Origin of the sequence: [Scytonema hofmanni] UTEX 2349 (assembly GCF_000582685.1) — a bacterium.
In the GTDB taxonomy this organism is placed as follows: domain Bacteria; phylum Cyanobacteriota; class Cyanobacteriia; order Cyanobacteriales; family Nostocaceae; genus Hassallia; species Hassallia hofmanni.
The window spans coordinates 1,130,073-1,146,139 of the sequence record NZ_KK073769.1; the positions used below are offsets into that span (position 1 = coordinate 1,130,073).

At 42.4% G+C, this 16,067-nt stretch carries 9 protein-coding genes and 1 pseudogene; 3 read left to right on the forward strand and 7 right to left on the reverse strand.

Annotation, left to right across the window (positions count from 1 at the left end; genetic code table 11):
* Window positions 1–69 precede the first annotated feature (69 nt).
* Window positions 70–1,287 carry a glycosyltransferase gene (locus tag TOL9009_RS0135220; RefSeq protein WP_029638140.1) on the reverse strand — a complete coding sequence of 406 codons (1,218 nt, stop codon included), beginning with the start codon at window positions 1,285–1,287 and terminating at the stop codon, window positions 70–72.
* 1,159 nt (window positions 1,288–2,446) lie between these two features.
* Complete coding sequence (locus TOL9009_RS0135225; protein WP_029638142.1) at window positions 2,447–5,134, reverse strand: M1 family metallopeptidase; 2,688 nt, start codon at window positions 5,132–5,134, stop codon at window positions 2,447–2,449.
* A gap of 690 nt (window positions 5,135–5,824) precedes the next feature.
* On the opposite strand from TOL9009_RS0135225, the gene TOL9009_RS0135235 reads away from it, so the two are divergent.
* From TOL9009_RS0135235 to TOL9009_RS0135245, 3 genes are all read left to right on the forward strand, one after another.
* Window positions 5,825–7,483: a DUF3352 domain-containing protein gene (locus tag TOL9009_RS0135235; protein ID WP_029638145.1), complete on the forward strand. Its 1,659-nt coding sequence runs from the start codon at window positions 5,825–5,827 to the stop codon at window positions 7,481–7,483.
* A gap of 141 nt (window positions 7,484–7,624) precedes the next feature.
* Entirely contained in the window at window positions 7,625–8,545 is a 921-nt protein-coding gene (locus TOL9009_RS0135240) for a class I SAM-dependent methyltransferase (protein ID WP_029638148.1), read from the forward strand.
* Entirely contained in the window at window positions 8,538–9,506 is a 969-nt protein-coding gene (locus TOL9009_RS0135245) for a PrsW family intramembrane metalloprotease (RefSeq protein ID WP_029638150.1), read from the forward strand. Before TOL9009_RS0135240 ends, TOL9009_RS0135245 begins: the two co-directional genes overlap by 8 nt.
* Window positions 9,507–9,625: 119 nt before the next feature.
* Here TOL9009_RS0135245 and TOL9009_RS0135250 read toward each other — a convergent pair whose 3' ends face one another.
* The 5 genes and pseudogenes from TOL9009_RS0135250 to TOL9009_RS49910 all read right to left on the reverse strand — a co-directional run.
* Window positions 9,626–10,498, reverse strand: a complete 873-nt coding sequence (locus TOL9009_RS0135250) for a 6-carboxytetrahydropterin synthase (RefSeq protein ID WP_029638153.1) — start codon at window positions 10,496–10,498, stop codon at window positions 9,626–9,628.
* Window positions 10,499–11,177: 679 nt separating this feature from the next.
* On the reverse strand, window positions 11,178–11,873 hold the full coding sequence (locus tag TOL9009_RS0135255) for a J domain-containing protein (protein ID WP_029638155.1): 696 nt from the start codon (window positions 11,871–11,873) through the stop codon (window positions 11,178–11,180).
* Between the two features lie 399 nt (window positions 11,874–12,272).
* Window positions 12,273–12,710: an RrF2 family transcriptional regulator gene (locus TOL9009_RS0135265; RefSeq protein WP_029638159.1), complete on the reverse strand. Its 438-nt coding sequence runs from the start codon at window positions 12,708–12,710 to the stop codon at window positions 12,273–12,275.
* A 312-nt stretch (window positions 12,711–13,022) separates the two neighbouring features.
* On the reverse strand, window positions 13,023–14,924 hold the full coding sequence (locus tag TOL9009_RS0135270) for an iron uptake porin (protein WP_029638161.1): 1,902 nt from the start codon (window positions 14,922–14,924) through the stop codon (window positions 13,023–13,025).
* 948 nt (window positions 14,925–15,872) lie between these two features.
* Window positions 15,873–16,067 (reverse strand): annotated as a pseudogene (locus tag TOL9009_RS49910) (photosystem II D2 protein (photosystem q(a) protein)); the annotation flags it as partial.

Here is a 16,067-nt window from a genome sequence, read left to right on the forward strand (position 1 = left end):
GCCTTAAGGAGTTGCTAAAACGAATTCTTGTACTTGTGGTTGTATTTGAGTTAACTGCATTTTTGGTGTTTAGGCTCTAACAGTCGAGCCAACTCGCTGTTCCCAGCGATTTAACATTTCAATGTAGATATCTCGAACAACCGTTTTGGCTGCATAGGGTCGTGCAGTCCGGATACACGATTCAATCGGATAATCTTCTGGATGCTCTAGTACCTTGCGTAACGCATCAGCGATGCATTCGCTTGTGCGTTGTCCACAAACAACTCCACTGTTAGGAGTTAGCAATTTTGGGGTTTCACCACATTCAGTTGTGACTACTGGGGTTCCGCTAGCTAGCGCTTCTAGGACAACCAAAGGTAAACCTTCATAAGCGCTACTCAGCACAAAAGCATTGCAGATACGATGCAACTGTGCCAGTTCTGCAATTGGAACTGCCCCAAGCATTGTGACTCGACCTGTCAAACCCAATGTATCAATTTCTGTGCGAACTTGAGCGGCTAATTCTCCATCACCCGCTATCAGTAGATGAACGCAAGGATCGTTTAAAGCTGCAATTGCACGTACTAACAATGTTGGATCTTTCTGTGGATGCAGGCGACCAGCAAACAACACAAAGCGTGTATCATCTGATAAACCTAGCTTTTGGGCTAGTTCGCGTTTTTTTACTTTCTTCTCTGGCTGGCTCAGAGGATAAAAAAGCTCGTTGTCATAGGAGTTTTTAATGTATGCAACGCGATCGCTAACACTAGGATAACGCTCTTTATAATGTTTGACCGCATCGCTATTGCATGAAAGAATTTGGCTAAACTGAGGCACTAATAAACTCTCGACAGCGAAATATGCTGCGGGAAATCTTCGCCAAAGAATTGCCTTCTTATCACCCACGCTTTGCATTTGTGTGTGGATATCATTGTGTATGAATAAAGTTTTTTCTCCTTGCCAATTAAGGGCTGCTAAGGTTGGCTCTAGCCGATGAAAATGCATGAAATCTGACTCAAAGCAACGCCCTACAAGCGCTGCTGTATACTTTACCGTCGTTGGTATCAAGTTTCTAACATTATCGTTTTTCAGAGTAAAAAGAGGTAGGAAACTAATTTCTCTACCTGCAAATTCGGCTTCTTGCCATTTGAGAAGAGGCTGGCTTTTATCGTTTCCTGTTCCTACAAGTCGCACCGCAAATTCTGGAGGTGCGTACTTAATAAATGTGTTTATTAGGGTTTGGATACCCCCGATAGTAGTGTTCCAAGGATTGAACTGGTAAAAAATTGTGAGAACTGGTTTACGCATTACTACAATCCGGGACAACTTGTGTAAACACTAATATAAGTTTTAACACAAAATTTTAAAGTAAGTGTAATTTTTACTATATTCTTAGATTCATTTAGTTTCATCTCCACTTCGTAGTATCTCTTAAGTAATATTTTTCTTCTAAGTGAATTAAATGCCGTCAGAGTAATTTTTCGATCTACTTGTCTAATTTATTTAACTTGCGAAAATGGTATGAAAGAACACAACTTTTTGCTCAGTTTTATACATGAATAGCAAAATGCTTGACATGAGCTTAGTCATCAGTTACCCAACTCCAAATTATAGAAAAATTCACTTTCTAAATTTGCAATTAATTATTATCTACTTTAATGAATTCTTAAGATACACTTCAACGTAGTGCTTACTTTTAGGTAGTGAAAAGATGCGCTTACCACGATCCGCCAACAAGCCGCAAGGCTTTTAATTTAACGATTGAGCCTAAGGGGAGTGTAAATTTAGAAGGTGAAAATTTGCAACAGTCTCATGCATACTAACTGATAATATCACGGGAGTGCAAATCATACATACTAGATATCTCCAGAATTTAATTATGCTTTGCCCGAAACCCTTGTAACAGACTTAGCAATGCTACGTCTCTATGTTTTTTCTATGCGTATGTCGTCCTGTAAATACGTTGCTTTCGTCACGTCTCGACGACGGTAGGTAGGTTTTTATTACTCTTAATTTGACATTAAGGAAGTAAGTAGCAACTAACAGCATTTCTTTGCCAAACTAGAATTGAAGATATTAAAACACGGTCAAACAGTATCCAAGGAAACTTCTAATACTTGAATGATATTCTACTTTACAAATATGTACACCGATGTTAAGTCGGTAAATTCATTAACAAAAACTTAACTTTCGCAAAAAGTTTAATTAACTAAAATCCCTTTCAAAAGTTATAAATATAACTCAAATGCCAACCAATATAAAGGGCTTTTGAGGAATAACTTTTGAATAAGAGGAAAATTGCACATCGCGTATCAATAAAATGATCGCTGTTATTTTGAGGATCGGTATTCCTAAATGACATGTTGCACCCAATTAAAAACCGCAATAAGTCGAAACTTCTCCGCGTTTTGGATTAAGGTTTAGGTGCATTAGGCAATAACACCTAAGCACCTAAATGGCGCATCTATTACAGCTTGGATTTGGCTTCTAAATTTTCCAAGCGGCTTTTGAGTTCTTGATTTTGTTGTTTTACTTGGTCGAGTTCTTCGCGTAATTGACGCAGAGTTCCTTCTGGACCGATATGAAGACTCACTTTGCTGATTTCTTCTTCAGCATAACGACGCACGCGTCCATCAGCTGTTTGATCGGCAAGCGATCGCAAAATTGAGATCGCTTTGGGAGTTTCCATTTGTCCAAGTGCGACAACCACTGCAACTTGCGTTAAAAAGAAGCTTTCTTTCGCAAGGCAATTCAATCTATTTAAAATGGTTTCTAAGTTTGCGGCACTTTGACCTACAGAAATTTTTCCCAATGCACGAATTGCCGATAAACGCAAGGGTTGCGGTATACCGATTTTGGTGTATTCGAGAATTAAATTTAAAGCGGCTTCAGAAGTTTTGAGTTCAGCTAAACCAGCGATCGCACCACTGCGGACAACTTCATTCCAACCTGCTTTTTCTGACAAAACTGATTTTAGCAGCTTTAGTGCCTTTTCTTCCTTGGGTTTATCATCCAAGTTAGCAGAAGCGATCGCACCAATTGAGCGAGCTGCCATTGCCTCCACATAATAACTAGGATCGCCATGTTCTAAAAGCGGTTTTAAAGCCTTAAAGCTTTCATTGGTCTTGATTGTACCAAGTGCTTCCACCACAGATCGCCGCACGAAAGAACTTGTATCTTTTAATCCAACAACTAACCTCTCAAAAGCCTGATTTAACTTGACATTTGCTAGTTGCTTGGCTACTTCCGCACGTACTCCCCAGAAGGAGTCATTTTGTAACGCCGCAGACAACGCATTTACCGCTTCTAAACCTCCTTTTTTCGCCAAAGCTTCGGCTGCATATATACGGGAGATAGGATTTGGGTCAAATTCCATCTGTGCTTTTAACTCCGAGACCGCATACTCTAAAGACACAGTTTTCAGATAATTGTTCCCGACATCGAAGCTAATAAAGTTCGGTTTTGACGTAAGTGGAAAATAAAAGCTTTGTTCGCGTTCATTCACACGCACTGTAAAAATTTTCAAATTAGCAGTAGAGACGCGATTAATCGCGTCTGTACGATCCCCGTAAAGACTTTCCTGTGGAACGTCTCGACGATCTTCGTACAGACGTTCCGCCGGAACGTCTCTACCTTCTTGTGGGGTATAACCAAAACCAATGGGAATTTTCAAATCAAATAATTTATTACCATTACTTTCTGTGGTAACTTGGTTTTGAGTAACAGTGACTTTCGCCAGCTTTGCATCTTGATCCCAAGAGTAAGCGACTTTAAAATCAGGATGACCACCCCGATAAACATACTGGTCGAATAAAAACGTCAGATTGCGTCCAGTAGCTTTTTCAATCGCCCTTATTAAGTCGATTGTTTCGACAGTTTTGTGGGCATTATCCCGGACAAATGTCCCAATTGCTTGCCAAAATAGTTCTTCGCCTAATTCTGCCCGAATCATGTGATATACACAAGAACCTTTTTCATAAATGTGGCGATCATAAAGTTCGATCGCTTCTCGGTAAACATGTGTCACCATCGGACGGCGATAACGAGATGCATCTTCAGCTAAATAACTACGTGCTTCCAGTAACCGATAATATGCAGCTTCTTGATCGCCATATTCATGTTCTGTCCACATCACCTCAGAATAGCTTGCCATTCCTTCCTTGACCCAAGCGTGTGACCAATGTTTTATCACCACCAAATCGCCAAACCATTGGTGTGCCAGTTCGTGGACAACTAAACTTTCAGTGTTGCGGTTATCTAATCCAGCACGTTCATCCAACAAACATCGATCAGTTAACAGTGTGGTGGATGTGTTTTCCATCCCACCAAAGATAAAGTCATCAACGCATACTTGATCGTAGTTGGGGAAAGCATAGGTATAACCATATTTTTCGCTTAAAAACTCCATCATGCGCGGAGTTTTGCCCATGCTGCGTTTAGCATCTTCCTCTCGTCCCTTTTCTACATAGTAGGTGACGGGTTTGCCTTGCCACTCATCGCGAATTGCCGCAAAGTTGCCTACAGCCAAAGTCATTAAATAGGTAGGATGAACTTGTTGCTGTAACCAGTGGTATATTTTATCATCGCCGTCTTCTGTGGTGTCAATCAGTTCGCCATTGGAAATGGCTACAAACTGTTTGGGTACTCGGACTTTGATTTCACTGGAAGATAATTGTCCTGGGTAGTCGAAACAGGGAAACCAAAAGCGCGAATCTTCGTCTTCTCCTTGAGTCCAGACTTGGGTAGGTTTGTCAGGGTAATGTTTGTCAGGTTGAATAAAGTAAATACCGCGTTGGGGTTTTTCGACAGAGTAGGCGATCGCCAGAAGCAATCTTACCCCGACTTGCGTCGGTTGAGAAAGCTGAATCAAAAGCTGTTCTCCATCGTAGTCAAACTTGGATGGCACCTCGTTGACTTCGACAGACTTAATGTTCAAATTCACCGCATCCAAAGTCAAGCGATCGACACCATTGCTGATCGGTAATAAGCGAATGCGACAACTACCCTGGTAACTTTGGTTAGGAATATCCAAGCTGAGGTCTAGATAAATATGCTCTACCTGTCCTGGGCGATCGGGGTTATAGTGTGGTTTTGCCCCTGGTAACTCAAAGGATCTGTGATGATTATTCTCGGCATCAAAAGAAAACTGCGACATTGATACTTACTAACCTTTTAGGGAAAGAAAACTCTTACTGAATCTAGATAAGACAAATAGCGAAAGAAGTGTTTTTTGCCCAAGTCAACACATTCACGAAGAAGGGGAAAGGGGAAAGGGGAAGGGGGAAAGGGGAAAATAAATTGAATTCCTGATTGCAACCCCCATCAATTAAAGACCACTTAAAAAGTGGGAGCTTTAAACCCGTATAGGGGGTCATGTAAGAAAAAAAAGTTTTAAGCCTGTTTCACTCTTGTTCCATCCCTTTCTCCTTTTTTCCTTTCCCCTTTCCCCCTCCCATCTGGCAATTTAGGTCGTTAGTTAAGGAGGACAGCTCCACAAGAAGGTTTCCCTCTGGTATCTGTCTTCAATAAATGCACCTGAAAAGCGATCGCACCCCTTTAACACTTTATTAACAGCACTTTACGCTGATCGCGATTCAATACTCTTAAGCGTTTCTATAGCTTAGAATAGTTGACCAAAGACGCGATCGCTTTAAGTTGTGAATTAACAACATAGCATTTACGGATTCATTCCTCACCCCATTGAAGTAATTTTTGGAGGAATTTCCAATTCAATTGAGTTGTTTGCCCTTACATTTATGTATGGGCTTCTCCCCCCAACTCCCCTTCCTCTTCTTGACGCTTGTACAAGCCTCAGTAACAATTTGAGGATAATAGGATAACATCAATGCCCGAAACTAAATCAAAATTTTTAATTCCTGCTATTGGCGCTGCTGTAATTGTGACAGGAAGTATAGCGGCTTATATGTATCTAAAGGGACCGTTTGGCAATAGTTCAGACGCTTTGGCAAGTGCTAAGATAGTTCCTTCTGAAGCATTTATTGCAACTTATATATCTACTGACCCTCAAGCTTGGGCGAAGTTACAGCAATTTGGCACACCAGAAGCACAAAAAATAGTCGCAAAAGGTCTGGATAGCTTAAATAAAGATTTGCTCACAGAAAGTAATATTTCTTATGAAAAAGATTTAAAGCCTTGGGTCGGGGGTGTGATGATTGCTGTGCTACCATCAACCCCAGCAAACCCAACTCCAAATGCTCCCCCAGCGACACGAGAGCCGAATATTTTGATGGTGGTGGGAATTAAGGACAAACTCGCTGCCTTAAATTTTGCGAAAAAATTACAGCAAGAAAAAGGCGTAACTACAAAGGAAATTGACTACAAAGGCGAAAAAATCACCGAAACTACAGGTAAGGGTAAACCTTCCTATAGTGCGGTTTTAAATAATACTTACGTGGTACTTGCTCCATTAAAGGAAACTGTAGAAAATTCTATTGATACGTATAAAGGAGAACCTTCTTTTGTTAGTAAATCAGGTGCGGACAGCGTTTTTGCGAAAAATGTAGATGTAAAAAATACGGTAGCGCAAATTTACGTACCAGACTATAGCGGGATGGTACAGCAATTAGTAGCGACAAATTCCCAAACTACGATACCTCCAGAAACTCTCAAGCAGTTGAAGCAGGTGAAATCGATGGTCGCGGATATTGGTGTTGATGATGCGGGAGTGCGGATGAAAGCGATCGCCAATTTAGATCCGCAAGTCAGCAAATTTCAGTATCAAAACACGAGCGCGAAAATAGTAGCAAACTTTCCCAGTGATACCTTAGCGCTAATTAACGGACAGGGGATCAGCAGTTGGTGGTCAGCAGTAGTCGAACAGTCAAAAGATTATCCAGAATTTAAGCAAGCAGTCGAACAAGCTCGCGGACAGCTCAAAGCAGTAAATTTTGACTTAGATAAAGATATTTTTGGGTGGATGAATGGAGAATTTGGTTTTGCAGCGATTCCTTCTAATCAAGGTATTTTAGCGCAACTTGGTGTTGGTGGAGCCTTTGTCTTTGACACAAGCGATCGCAAAACCGCTGAATCCACCTTCGCTAAACTAGATAACCTCGCCAAAACCCAAAAAATCAAAGTCGCTCAAACAAATATCGGCGGTAAAGATATAACTGAATGGCAAATTCCCCAACAAGGTGCATTGTTAGCACATGGTTGGCTAGATCAGGATACCATATTTGTGGCGTTAGGTGGTCCAATAGGTCAAGCGATCGCTGAACCCAAAAATCAATCTCTCGACAACAGCGACAACTTTAAAGCCGTCACCAGTTCCTTACAAAAACCTAACGGTGGTTTCCTTTACCTAGATATGGATAAAACCGTTTCTCTTGTAAATCGTTATGCCGTCCAAGGTCAAGCCATCCCCCCAGAAGTCGCTGCCATCCTTAGTTCCATTCGCGGACTCGGTTTAACTGCTACCAGTCTCGACAAATCCACCTCTCAAGTAGAAATGTTGTTAGCACTCAAAGCAAAAACTGCCAAATAGGGCATTGGGCATTGGGCATAGGGCATTGGTAAAAATTCTTTTTCTAATCCCCAGTCCCCAGTCCCCTTTCCCCTTTTTCATTACGGATTGTCATTTTGCTCAATAGACTTCTATGATGCCAAAAGTAGACAAACTTGACCTATGACAGCTGCTGTAAAAACTTCTCCTGACTTAATTTCCCGTTTGGTGAATCGCATCCTAGCAATTAAGCCGCTATATAACCTTGCTAAACACCAAGCCAGACAAATGATGATCAAACGCTCTGAAAAAATGGGTGTATCTTGGTTAAAAGAAGTAGAAACACTAAAAGCGCGTAATTGGGAAAGTGATTTAGCGGAAGTCCAAAATCCCCAGCTTTCTTACCCAGAATACTACCTCACCTCATTCCACGCTTACGAAGCGGGAAATTTAAGCTGGCAAGCGGCTTTTGAAGTAGAATCCGCTGCGATCGCTGTCCACTCGAAAATATGGCAGGATGCCGAAGCCCAAGGCGATGCAAAACTACGCCAAAGTTACCACGATATCCTCTCTTCACAAATTACCTATGAACCGCAAGATATTTTAGACATGGGATGCAGCGTCGGTTTGAGTACCTTTGCCCTGCAAAAGATTTATCCCCAAGCCAAAATTACAGGCTTAGACTTATCTCCCTACTTTTTAGCCGTTGCCCACTACCGAGAACAGCAACACAATTGTAAAATTAATTGGGTTAATGCAGCAGCCGAATCAACTGGACTGTCAGATGCATCATTTGATTTAGTCTCAATTTTCCTAATGTGCCATGAATTGCCCCAATCAGCAACCAAAGAGATTTTTACAGAAGCGCGGCGTCTGCTGCGTCCCGGTGGACATTTGGCAATCATGGATATGAATCCCAAATCGGAAATTTATACCCAGATGCCACCTTATATTTTGACACTGCTCAAAAGTACTGAACCGTATTTAGACGAATATTTTGCCTTAGACATCGAACAAACTCTGATTTCGGCAGGTTTTAATGCACCTACCATCACTCGTAACACTCCCCGTCACCGTACCGTAATTGCTCAGTTGAGTGACTGATTTATCTCTACTGCTGTATGCCGTTATACCACCGCTGCTGCTTCTTGCGTACTACTATTGCCGTGTCTTCACTGCCCCATCTTTACTACGGCTACTATTGTTCTTTATTGTCGGGGCAGTATCTGGTTTCATCGCTCTGAGCCTAGAATGGGTTTTTGAAACTGTAGCCAACTCGATTGTAGACTGGCAGCAGATGAATAAATCCATTCCTGGTATCGCCTTGCGGCAGCTTGTGGAGATTGGTCCAATAGAAGAAGGCTGCAAGTTAGCAGCGGTTGTTGCCCCAACTTGCTATTTTAAACGCAGGTATCAATTACGACCGGGTAGCATTTTTCTCTTTAGCATAGCTGTTGCCCTTGGATTCACCGCCGAAGAAAACTGGATTTACTTTGACAATGGCACGGCATCAATTTTTGAGCGGGCGATCGCAACCCCTGTCCATGCTTTATTCTCCGCTCCTTGGGGTTATGCTCTAGGAATATTTATTGGCTCATACATTCCTTTATCTCGATACAAAAAAGTTATTCCCAGCGCTTGGCTAAATTCAGTAATTTGTCATGCTTTAGTAAATTTTTTATCTAGTGCTTGGCGTTTCCCAGCACCGTTAAGCTTCCTCAGCTATGGTTTGTTTCCGTTTCTATTATGGATGTTTTGGCGATTCGAGCAATTATTACGAAAAGTGCAAAGCAAACCACCGATTACTCTGATTTCTGGTTATACACCCAAACTTCGTAACTGGCAACGGGGTTTAGTGCTGTTTGCCCTGATGATAGGTGGAAATGCAATTCTTGGGCTTTTTTTAATGGCAAGAATTATCAGTCCCTTAAGTCCATCACAGCTTTTGTACCCTGATAAATTCTGGTTTATATTTACCCGCTTCCTGCTAAGTCTAATTTTGGGACTGATAGCGTGGCTAATTTATCGGTATTTAAGACGTTCAGCGCGACAGCAATATTTCTAAATTAAATGTAGAGACGTAGCACTGCTACGTCTTGTAGGGGTTTTGGATAACGCATATTGAAATATAAAAAGGGCAGACATTTTGTCTACCCTAATTGTTGACTTTATATGCGATTTGAGCTACACAGGCATTAAAACTTGCTGATTTTCTCCAGCAGTGGTTGAGTTTGATTCTGACTCGGTGCAGTAGATTTCGCACGAGTTATTGGGACTCTCGATGAGTTTAACTTTGTAAAGCTTTGCTCCCAATTCTTGAATAGGCGATCGCAACAAATTACTAATGTAAAGTGCGATATTCTCAGCAGTGGGGACTACTTCACCAAAGTAAGCAATATCTTTGTTTAAAAAGGTGTGGTCAAATGGCTCGATAACGTAATCTTCTATGGCTTGATTCAAAGCAACTAAATCCACAATCATCCCCGTGCGCGTGTCAATTTCTCCTTTTACGGTAACTTCTAAATGGTAGTTGTGTCCATGACCGTGAGGACGAGCGCATTTACCGTAAATCTCCGTGTTCTCTATGTCGCTCAAGTTCGAGTTAGCCAATCTGTGAGCGGCGCTAAAGTGTGTGCTGATAGTGAGGTAAGCTTCCATTGAGTTTCCCGTATAATCTGCCCAAAGTTCAGGATGTTCAAACAACTGCACCCGGACCACAGGCAAGTGTGGTACTAGGCGCTGCCAGATAACTCGTGCGATATTTTCTGTAGTGGGCAGAGTTTGTTGAAATTCTGTCCACACATCATTGAGATAAGAAAAGTCTAGTTGGCTTGTGACTTCCCGCTTAATTACGTGTTTCACATCAGACAAATTTAGCACCATGCCATATTCATCTAATTCCCCAGCTAGGGAGACAAATAGAACATAGTTATGTCCATGTCCGGGAAATCGCGAACAAACGTCAAATTTCTCAATATTCTCTGCTTCACTTAATTCTGGCAACCAATAACGATGACTTGCCGAAAACTGAGCGCGGCGATTAACAATGCATTGCATGAGTATCCTGTCAGCAGAATTTAAAATTTCTTAAACTTTCACTCTTTCCAGGATAAACTAATTCGTTTGTTAGTGGTTAGTTGTTGGTGGTTGGTGGTTAGTTGTTGGTAGTAAGGCACTCCGGTGATATTCTTTACTCTGATAACCACTAACAAACAACTATTAACAGGGAGCATCCCAGTTTTTATTTAGCGACTATAGAAAAATCAAACTGTCATTGCGTTCGCGGAGCGTCTCGTAGAGAGGAGGAACGACGTTCGCGCAGCGTGTCGCAGACAAGCAATCGCATAGACTTGTTCTAAGCTGAAAACCCTGCGATTGCTTCTCCTGTCGGAGACGCTTCGCGAACGCTTCACTTCGTTACGCTCGCAATGACAGAATATTTAAAAAAGTGGGATGCTCCCCTATTAACATGTCACAGGATATTCTTTACTCTGTTGAACAGGGTGTGGGGGGTGGCTGAGTGGGGTGTAGGGTTCGGTAATTATGGGGATTCCGACCCCACAAGAGCCGTAGACACCGCACTTTTTCGGTGGGGTCTTGAACCCAATTGCTCCTGGAGTGGGGTGTTCCCAATCTTCACTTACATTCCCCACACCCCACACCCAGGAGCGAAGAGACGATAACCACTATCCACTATCCACCAACCACTATCCACCAACCACTATCCACCAACAACTCAAACATATACATCTATAGATTCTTGCGCTTCCCGGTGCAATCCTGTAGCGATGCGGAACATTTCGTGCCCGGTATGCAGATAATGTTCATCGTAGTTTAAAGGGAAAAATTCTAACTCGTCAAGTCCATCGGCGATGTGATTCAGGCTGTAGTAAAGGTGAGCCGCAGCTCTTGCTAAACTTGGGGGATTCGGTAGAGAACGAAAACTAATTTGTGCCTGTTTCAGGTCATTTCGACAGGTGTTTAAGTAATCTTGAAATTCTTCTAATAATTCATCATCAAAGGGATCGGCGGCTAGTTGATCAATTTGGTCTTCTAGGGAATCGAGAATGCCACTAACTAAGCGATTGACTGGTTGATAAACTAGGTGCAGCCATGCCTCAATTTGGTCATCAATATCGCGTCCGGTTCGCCTTGTTGCTTTGTAACGTTGTTGAGCTGCTGCTGTGCGTTGTTGGCGATCGCTCTGAGATTTTTGGGACTTGTCGCGCAGTTTTTGGTCATAATTTAGGCGACTTTGTGTGTCGCCTAAAATTTCATATGCTGCATTAATGTGAATAATCTGCTCGCGGTCTGCTATTTGTTGATTAGTATCCGGATGAAATAATTTCACTAAACGGCGATAAGCCTGCTTAATTTCCGCTTGGCTTGCATTCGGATTTACTTTAAGAGTTTCGTAGTAATTAGATGCCATTACTGCTATACAAAACTTGACCAAACTTCTTTAAAGCGAGCCATTCAACTAAAGTTTCCTTTAGAGGGTCTGCTTCTTGCTTCAACCAAGGGAGTCGGCTCCTTCTTGTGAGGCAGTGCGTTGCGGGGGTTCCCCCCGTTGTAGCAACTGCCGTCCCACAAGCGTAAATTCGGGTGTAGCCCACCCTATTTTTTTTATCCAAGCAATTTTTTTTGAAGCTTTTAGCCATTGTTCATTTATTAGCCGCAAATTTAACAGAGCGCGTACTCTCGGTTGACCTTTTTACAGGCTTGCTAGTCAAGAATTATCTGCGGTTTATAAACCAGATTGTTTTAGCCTTGGTTTTCGGCATTAATTTATATCATACACATACAAACAGCAGAATACAATGACCATTGACTAAATGTAGTACATAATATCCAACTGCCGCCGTGCATCTCGTTTCTCACAGAGATCCTGAAGCGTATATTTTTGTAAAACTGCGTTTGCTGCTTGACGTGCTTCAAGCCAGATATCTTCTATAACACCACTGTCTACAGTTTTCGGCTGGACATCTTCATCACACGTCCGCACATCTAACCCTTCTAAACATCCCATAACCTCAAAAATTGTTATTTTCCAAGGTTCTCGCGATAGGGTATAGCCTCCTTTTGATCCGCGTTGGCTTTTGAGTATACCTCCACGTCTTAAAGTTGCCAGCAGTTGTTCCAGATAGCGATCGGGTATATTTTGTTGTGCCGCAATGGTACGAATTTGCAGTGGTTCACCGCTTTGATAATGAGTTGCCAATTCTAATAAGGCAAGAATTGCGTATTCGGATTTACACGATATTTCCACAGGCTGTAATAAGTTAAGAGTTAGGAATTAGGAGTTAGGAGTTTAAGAGGAGGCAAAAAGTTGTGCTAGAAGTCTTGATCTGGAAATGTGTTTAAAAAGCTTGGTCATAAATCGTTGCTCCCCTCATAAGTTATAAGTTAACAATTTAAAACTCCCAACTTGTTCTAGTATACTCCGGTTCACCACTAGGGTTTGATACTTTGTAATCAGCACAGAGAGCGCTAAAGCGCTGACTACGAATAGAAGCATAAAAAACCCCGCTTGACGGCGGGGAGCAATAGGGTTTTAAATTGTAGTCAGATTGTCAATATTCTAGAAGGTGAATGTTGTTCTGAGCGTACCGATAAACGCATCACTGTTATCGCTATTTTGACCAGGAGAGGTCAACCAAATCACACCAGGGGTGATGGAAACGTTATCAGACACGCGATACTTGTAGAAACCTTCAACGTGATAGGGAATATCTCTAGAACCACGACCACCACGACCCAAGGCATAAGGTTCTGCACCACCGAAAATACCTAAAACGTTACCTTTCTTACCAAAGTCAGGTAGGGCTATGCCGGCTCCATAGCTCCAAGCTTCAAAGTTATCATTACTACCGAAGCCTGTCACATCAGAGTAGGAGACAAAGCCGCTGATAGACAGTTTGTCACTTGGTCTAACGGCTGCTGACAGACCGTAGGAGTTACTGGAAGATGGGTTGAGTATAGTGTTGGCTTGTGAAGTACCTACTACAGGAACATTTTGTCCTTGGAATCCACCTGCATCAAATAATGCACTGCCAGCACCGTGATAGCCGTGGACGTAGGTTGCAGCTAATGCCACGCGATCGCCCAAGTTAAAATTTAATTGTCCTAAAGCAGCATAATTGCCATTGAATATACCTTGACCTATGCCAGGATTATTCGGTTCCGATCCCAAGTAACCTAAAGTTAATCCGCTTGGTTTTAAAATACCGCCGTCTTTACCAAAGTTGAAGTTAAGCGCTGCACCTGCACCACCACCAATCCGGAAGATGGGGTTTTCTGAAGCGAATGTAGACAGAGCGCCATTACCGCCGTCATAGTCCTCAAAGTAAGGGTTGACAGTGGCTGCATAGTCGCTATGAACACCCCCGGTTGCTGAGACGTAAAGTCTTGCAGGTCCAATGGGGACGTAATACGCCAACCAGTCTAGAACCACGGCGTTATCATTTTCTGCTCTACCGGTGAGGTTAAAGGTTTGAAAACCTTGAGCGCCACTGTTGAGTGATCCTAGATCAAATCCCCCAGCATTACCAGTTGCTAGACGGGTGTGTAAAACGTCTTTCCCTGTGAAGCTGGTTTGCAAGTCCAAACGTATTCTTTCTTGGAAGACGGTGTTATTTCTGTCCCCAGCTCGATCGCCAAAAACATCAGAAAGAGCGAAAATAGCTTCACCTACCAACTTGGTGGTAGTAGAGAATTGATTTGACTCTAGTTCAGCAGACCGAGCTTCCAACGCATCTACACGTCCGCGTAGGGTTGCCAGTTCTGCGGAAAATTCTTCTTGCAAACGCTGTAAGGTCGCCAAATCTTCTTTTGTCACCAAGTCAGCGGTGGCTGTGGCAATCAATTCGTTAACGCGATCCAAACAAGCATTTAAACCAGCGGCAAATTCATAACGGGTTAATGCACGGTTCCCGCGATAGGTTCCATTTGGATAACCTGCGATACAACCGTAGCGCTCAACCAAGGACTGCAACGCTTGGAATGCCCAATCTGTCGGTTGTACATCGGAAAACTGGGAAACCGATGTTACTTGCGCCAGAGAATTACCGTTTTTGCCTTCGTTGCCGTACTTATTAACTTGATCTAAAGTGTTAACTTGAGTTTGTTCTACTTGAGCTAATACTTGTGGCTTTTTACCAACTGTGGTGGCGGTAGATGTTGAAAATACTGTACTGTTTTGTACTTGAGCTACTTCTTGCTTTTGGGCAACTTCTGTAGCGGCAGTTGGGAATACTATACCTTTAGAAGTATTTTTTGAAGCTTCTAGTTTATCTACTGTTGGTAGAATTTCTAGTTTGTCCGCTTGTAATGTTACTTCTGATTTTTCAGTTTGTAATGTTTCTGTCTGAATTGCCTTCTGGGTGGTTGTAGTTGGAGCTGCGATCGCTGTTGCGGAAACTAACAACGTTGCTCCTAAAACTGCTGGACTAACCACCAATGATTTCCACAATAAATTAGACATCTTTCCTCTTTTCCTCACACCTTGTATAGATAACGTTGTTTGTTGCACTTATTCCGGAAAATGCCACATCTTTTTTTTAAACCTGTTTATGAGGCTTAATTGTCACCACTACAATTCTAGTTTTTGCCAAGCTAATAACTGATTAATTTTGTATAAAAATTCATGTGATTAACTTAAAGCAGAAACTTACCCTTATACTTTGGTATTATAAAACATCTAACTCATCTGACAAGGTAGGAGCGATCGCCTCATAAACTGTCACACATCCTAGGCGATAAGGAATTTATCATTGTTTGTGAAAAAGGGACTGGGGACTGGGGATTAGGGACTGGGGACTGGGAAAACTCTTCCTTAGTCACCGGTCCCCAGTAAGGCAAGCGCCATTCCTCCCCGACTTGCTGCGCTCCCCGCCGGGGAAACAATCTTGGCGACCTAGTGAAAAAACTTAAAAAACACCCTTAAATAACTATCCGCCCAGAATTAGATCAGATAATCTAATTCTGGGCGGTCTAGCGGGTCTTCAGATTGCAACCAGACTGCCGGAAGGAACTCCGAGCGAGCCTTGCTACTTGAGCTAACTTAGTCTCTCAACAGAGCTAAGGCTAACTATTAGAGAACAGCCCCGGCACACAGCCGGCTAACTGCAATCTGATGACCCATGCGTATACTACTTTCTATCATGGGCATCACCTCCTTGTTGCCTAAGTGGTCTTATTTTCAAAAAGGCAGAGCATTTCACTCTGGGTTTTTACACCTTCAATTAATATAACACATTAAACATAGGCGTGAAAAAGAATGTAGAGACGTAGCAGTGCTACGTCTCATCAAGGGTTCTGGATCAGGTATATCTAAATTCGGTCGATTTATGATAAATAAAAAACCCCCCACCAAAAAAGGCAGGGGATAAATGATGAATGCTAAATGCAGATTAATGCATCACAAAGATCCTTACAGAGCGTTACCGCGAGGTAGTACTTCTTCAGGGAATATAAATTGTTCGTGAGGCTGATCTTGAGGAGCCATCCAAGCGCGGATACCCTCGTTCAGCAAAATGTTCTTGGTATAGAAAGTTTCAAACTCTGGGTCTTCTGCCGCACGCAATTCTTGCGATACAAAGTCATAAGCCCGCAGGTTCAACGCCAA

What these genes read in the sequence shown, in the direction of transcription:
- TOL9009_RS0135225 (WP_029638142.1), bottom strand. Translation starts at nt 5,134, where the DNA reads ATGTCGCAGTTTTCTTTTGATGCCGAGAATAATCATCACAGATCCTTT.
- TOL9009_RS0135250 (WP_029638153.1), bottom strand. Translation starts at nt 10,498, where the DNA reads ATGCAATGCATTGTTAATCGCCGCGCTCAGTTTTCGGCAAGTCATCGT.
- TOL9009_RS0135235 (WP_029638145.1), top strand. Translation starts at nt 5,825, where the DNA reads ATGCCCGAAACTAAATCAAAATTTTTAATTCCTGCTATTGGCGCTGCT.
- TOL9009_RS0135270 (WP_029638161.1), bottom strand. Translation starts at nt 14,924, where the DNA reads ATGTCTAATTTATTGTGGAAATCATTGGTGGTTAGTCCAGCAGTTTTA.
- TOL9009_RS0135255 (WP_029638155.1), bottom strand. Translation starts at nt 11,873, where the DNA reads ATGGCATCTAATTACTACGAAACTCTTAAAGTAAATCCGAATGCAAGC.
- TOL9009_RS0135220 (WP_029638140.1), bottom strand. Translation starts at nt 1,287, where the DNA reads ATGCGTAAACCAGTTCTCACAATTTTTTACCAGTTCAATCCTTGGAAC.
- TOL9009_RS0135240 (WP_029638148.1), top strand. Translation starts at nt 7,625, where the DNA reads ATGACAGCTGCTGTAAAAACTTCTCCTGACTTAATTTCCCGTTTGGTG.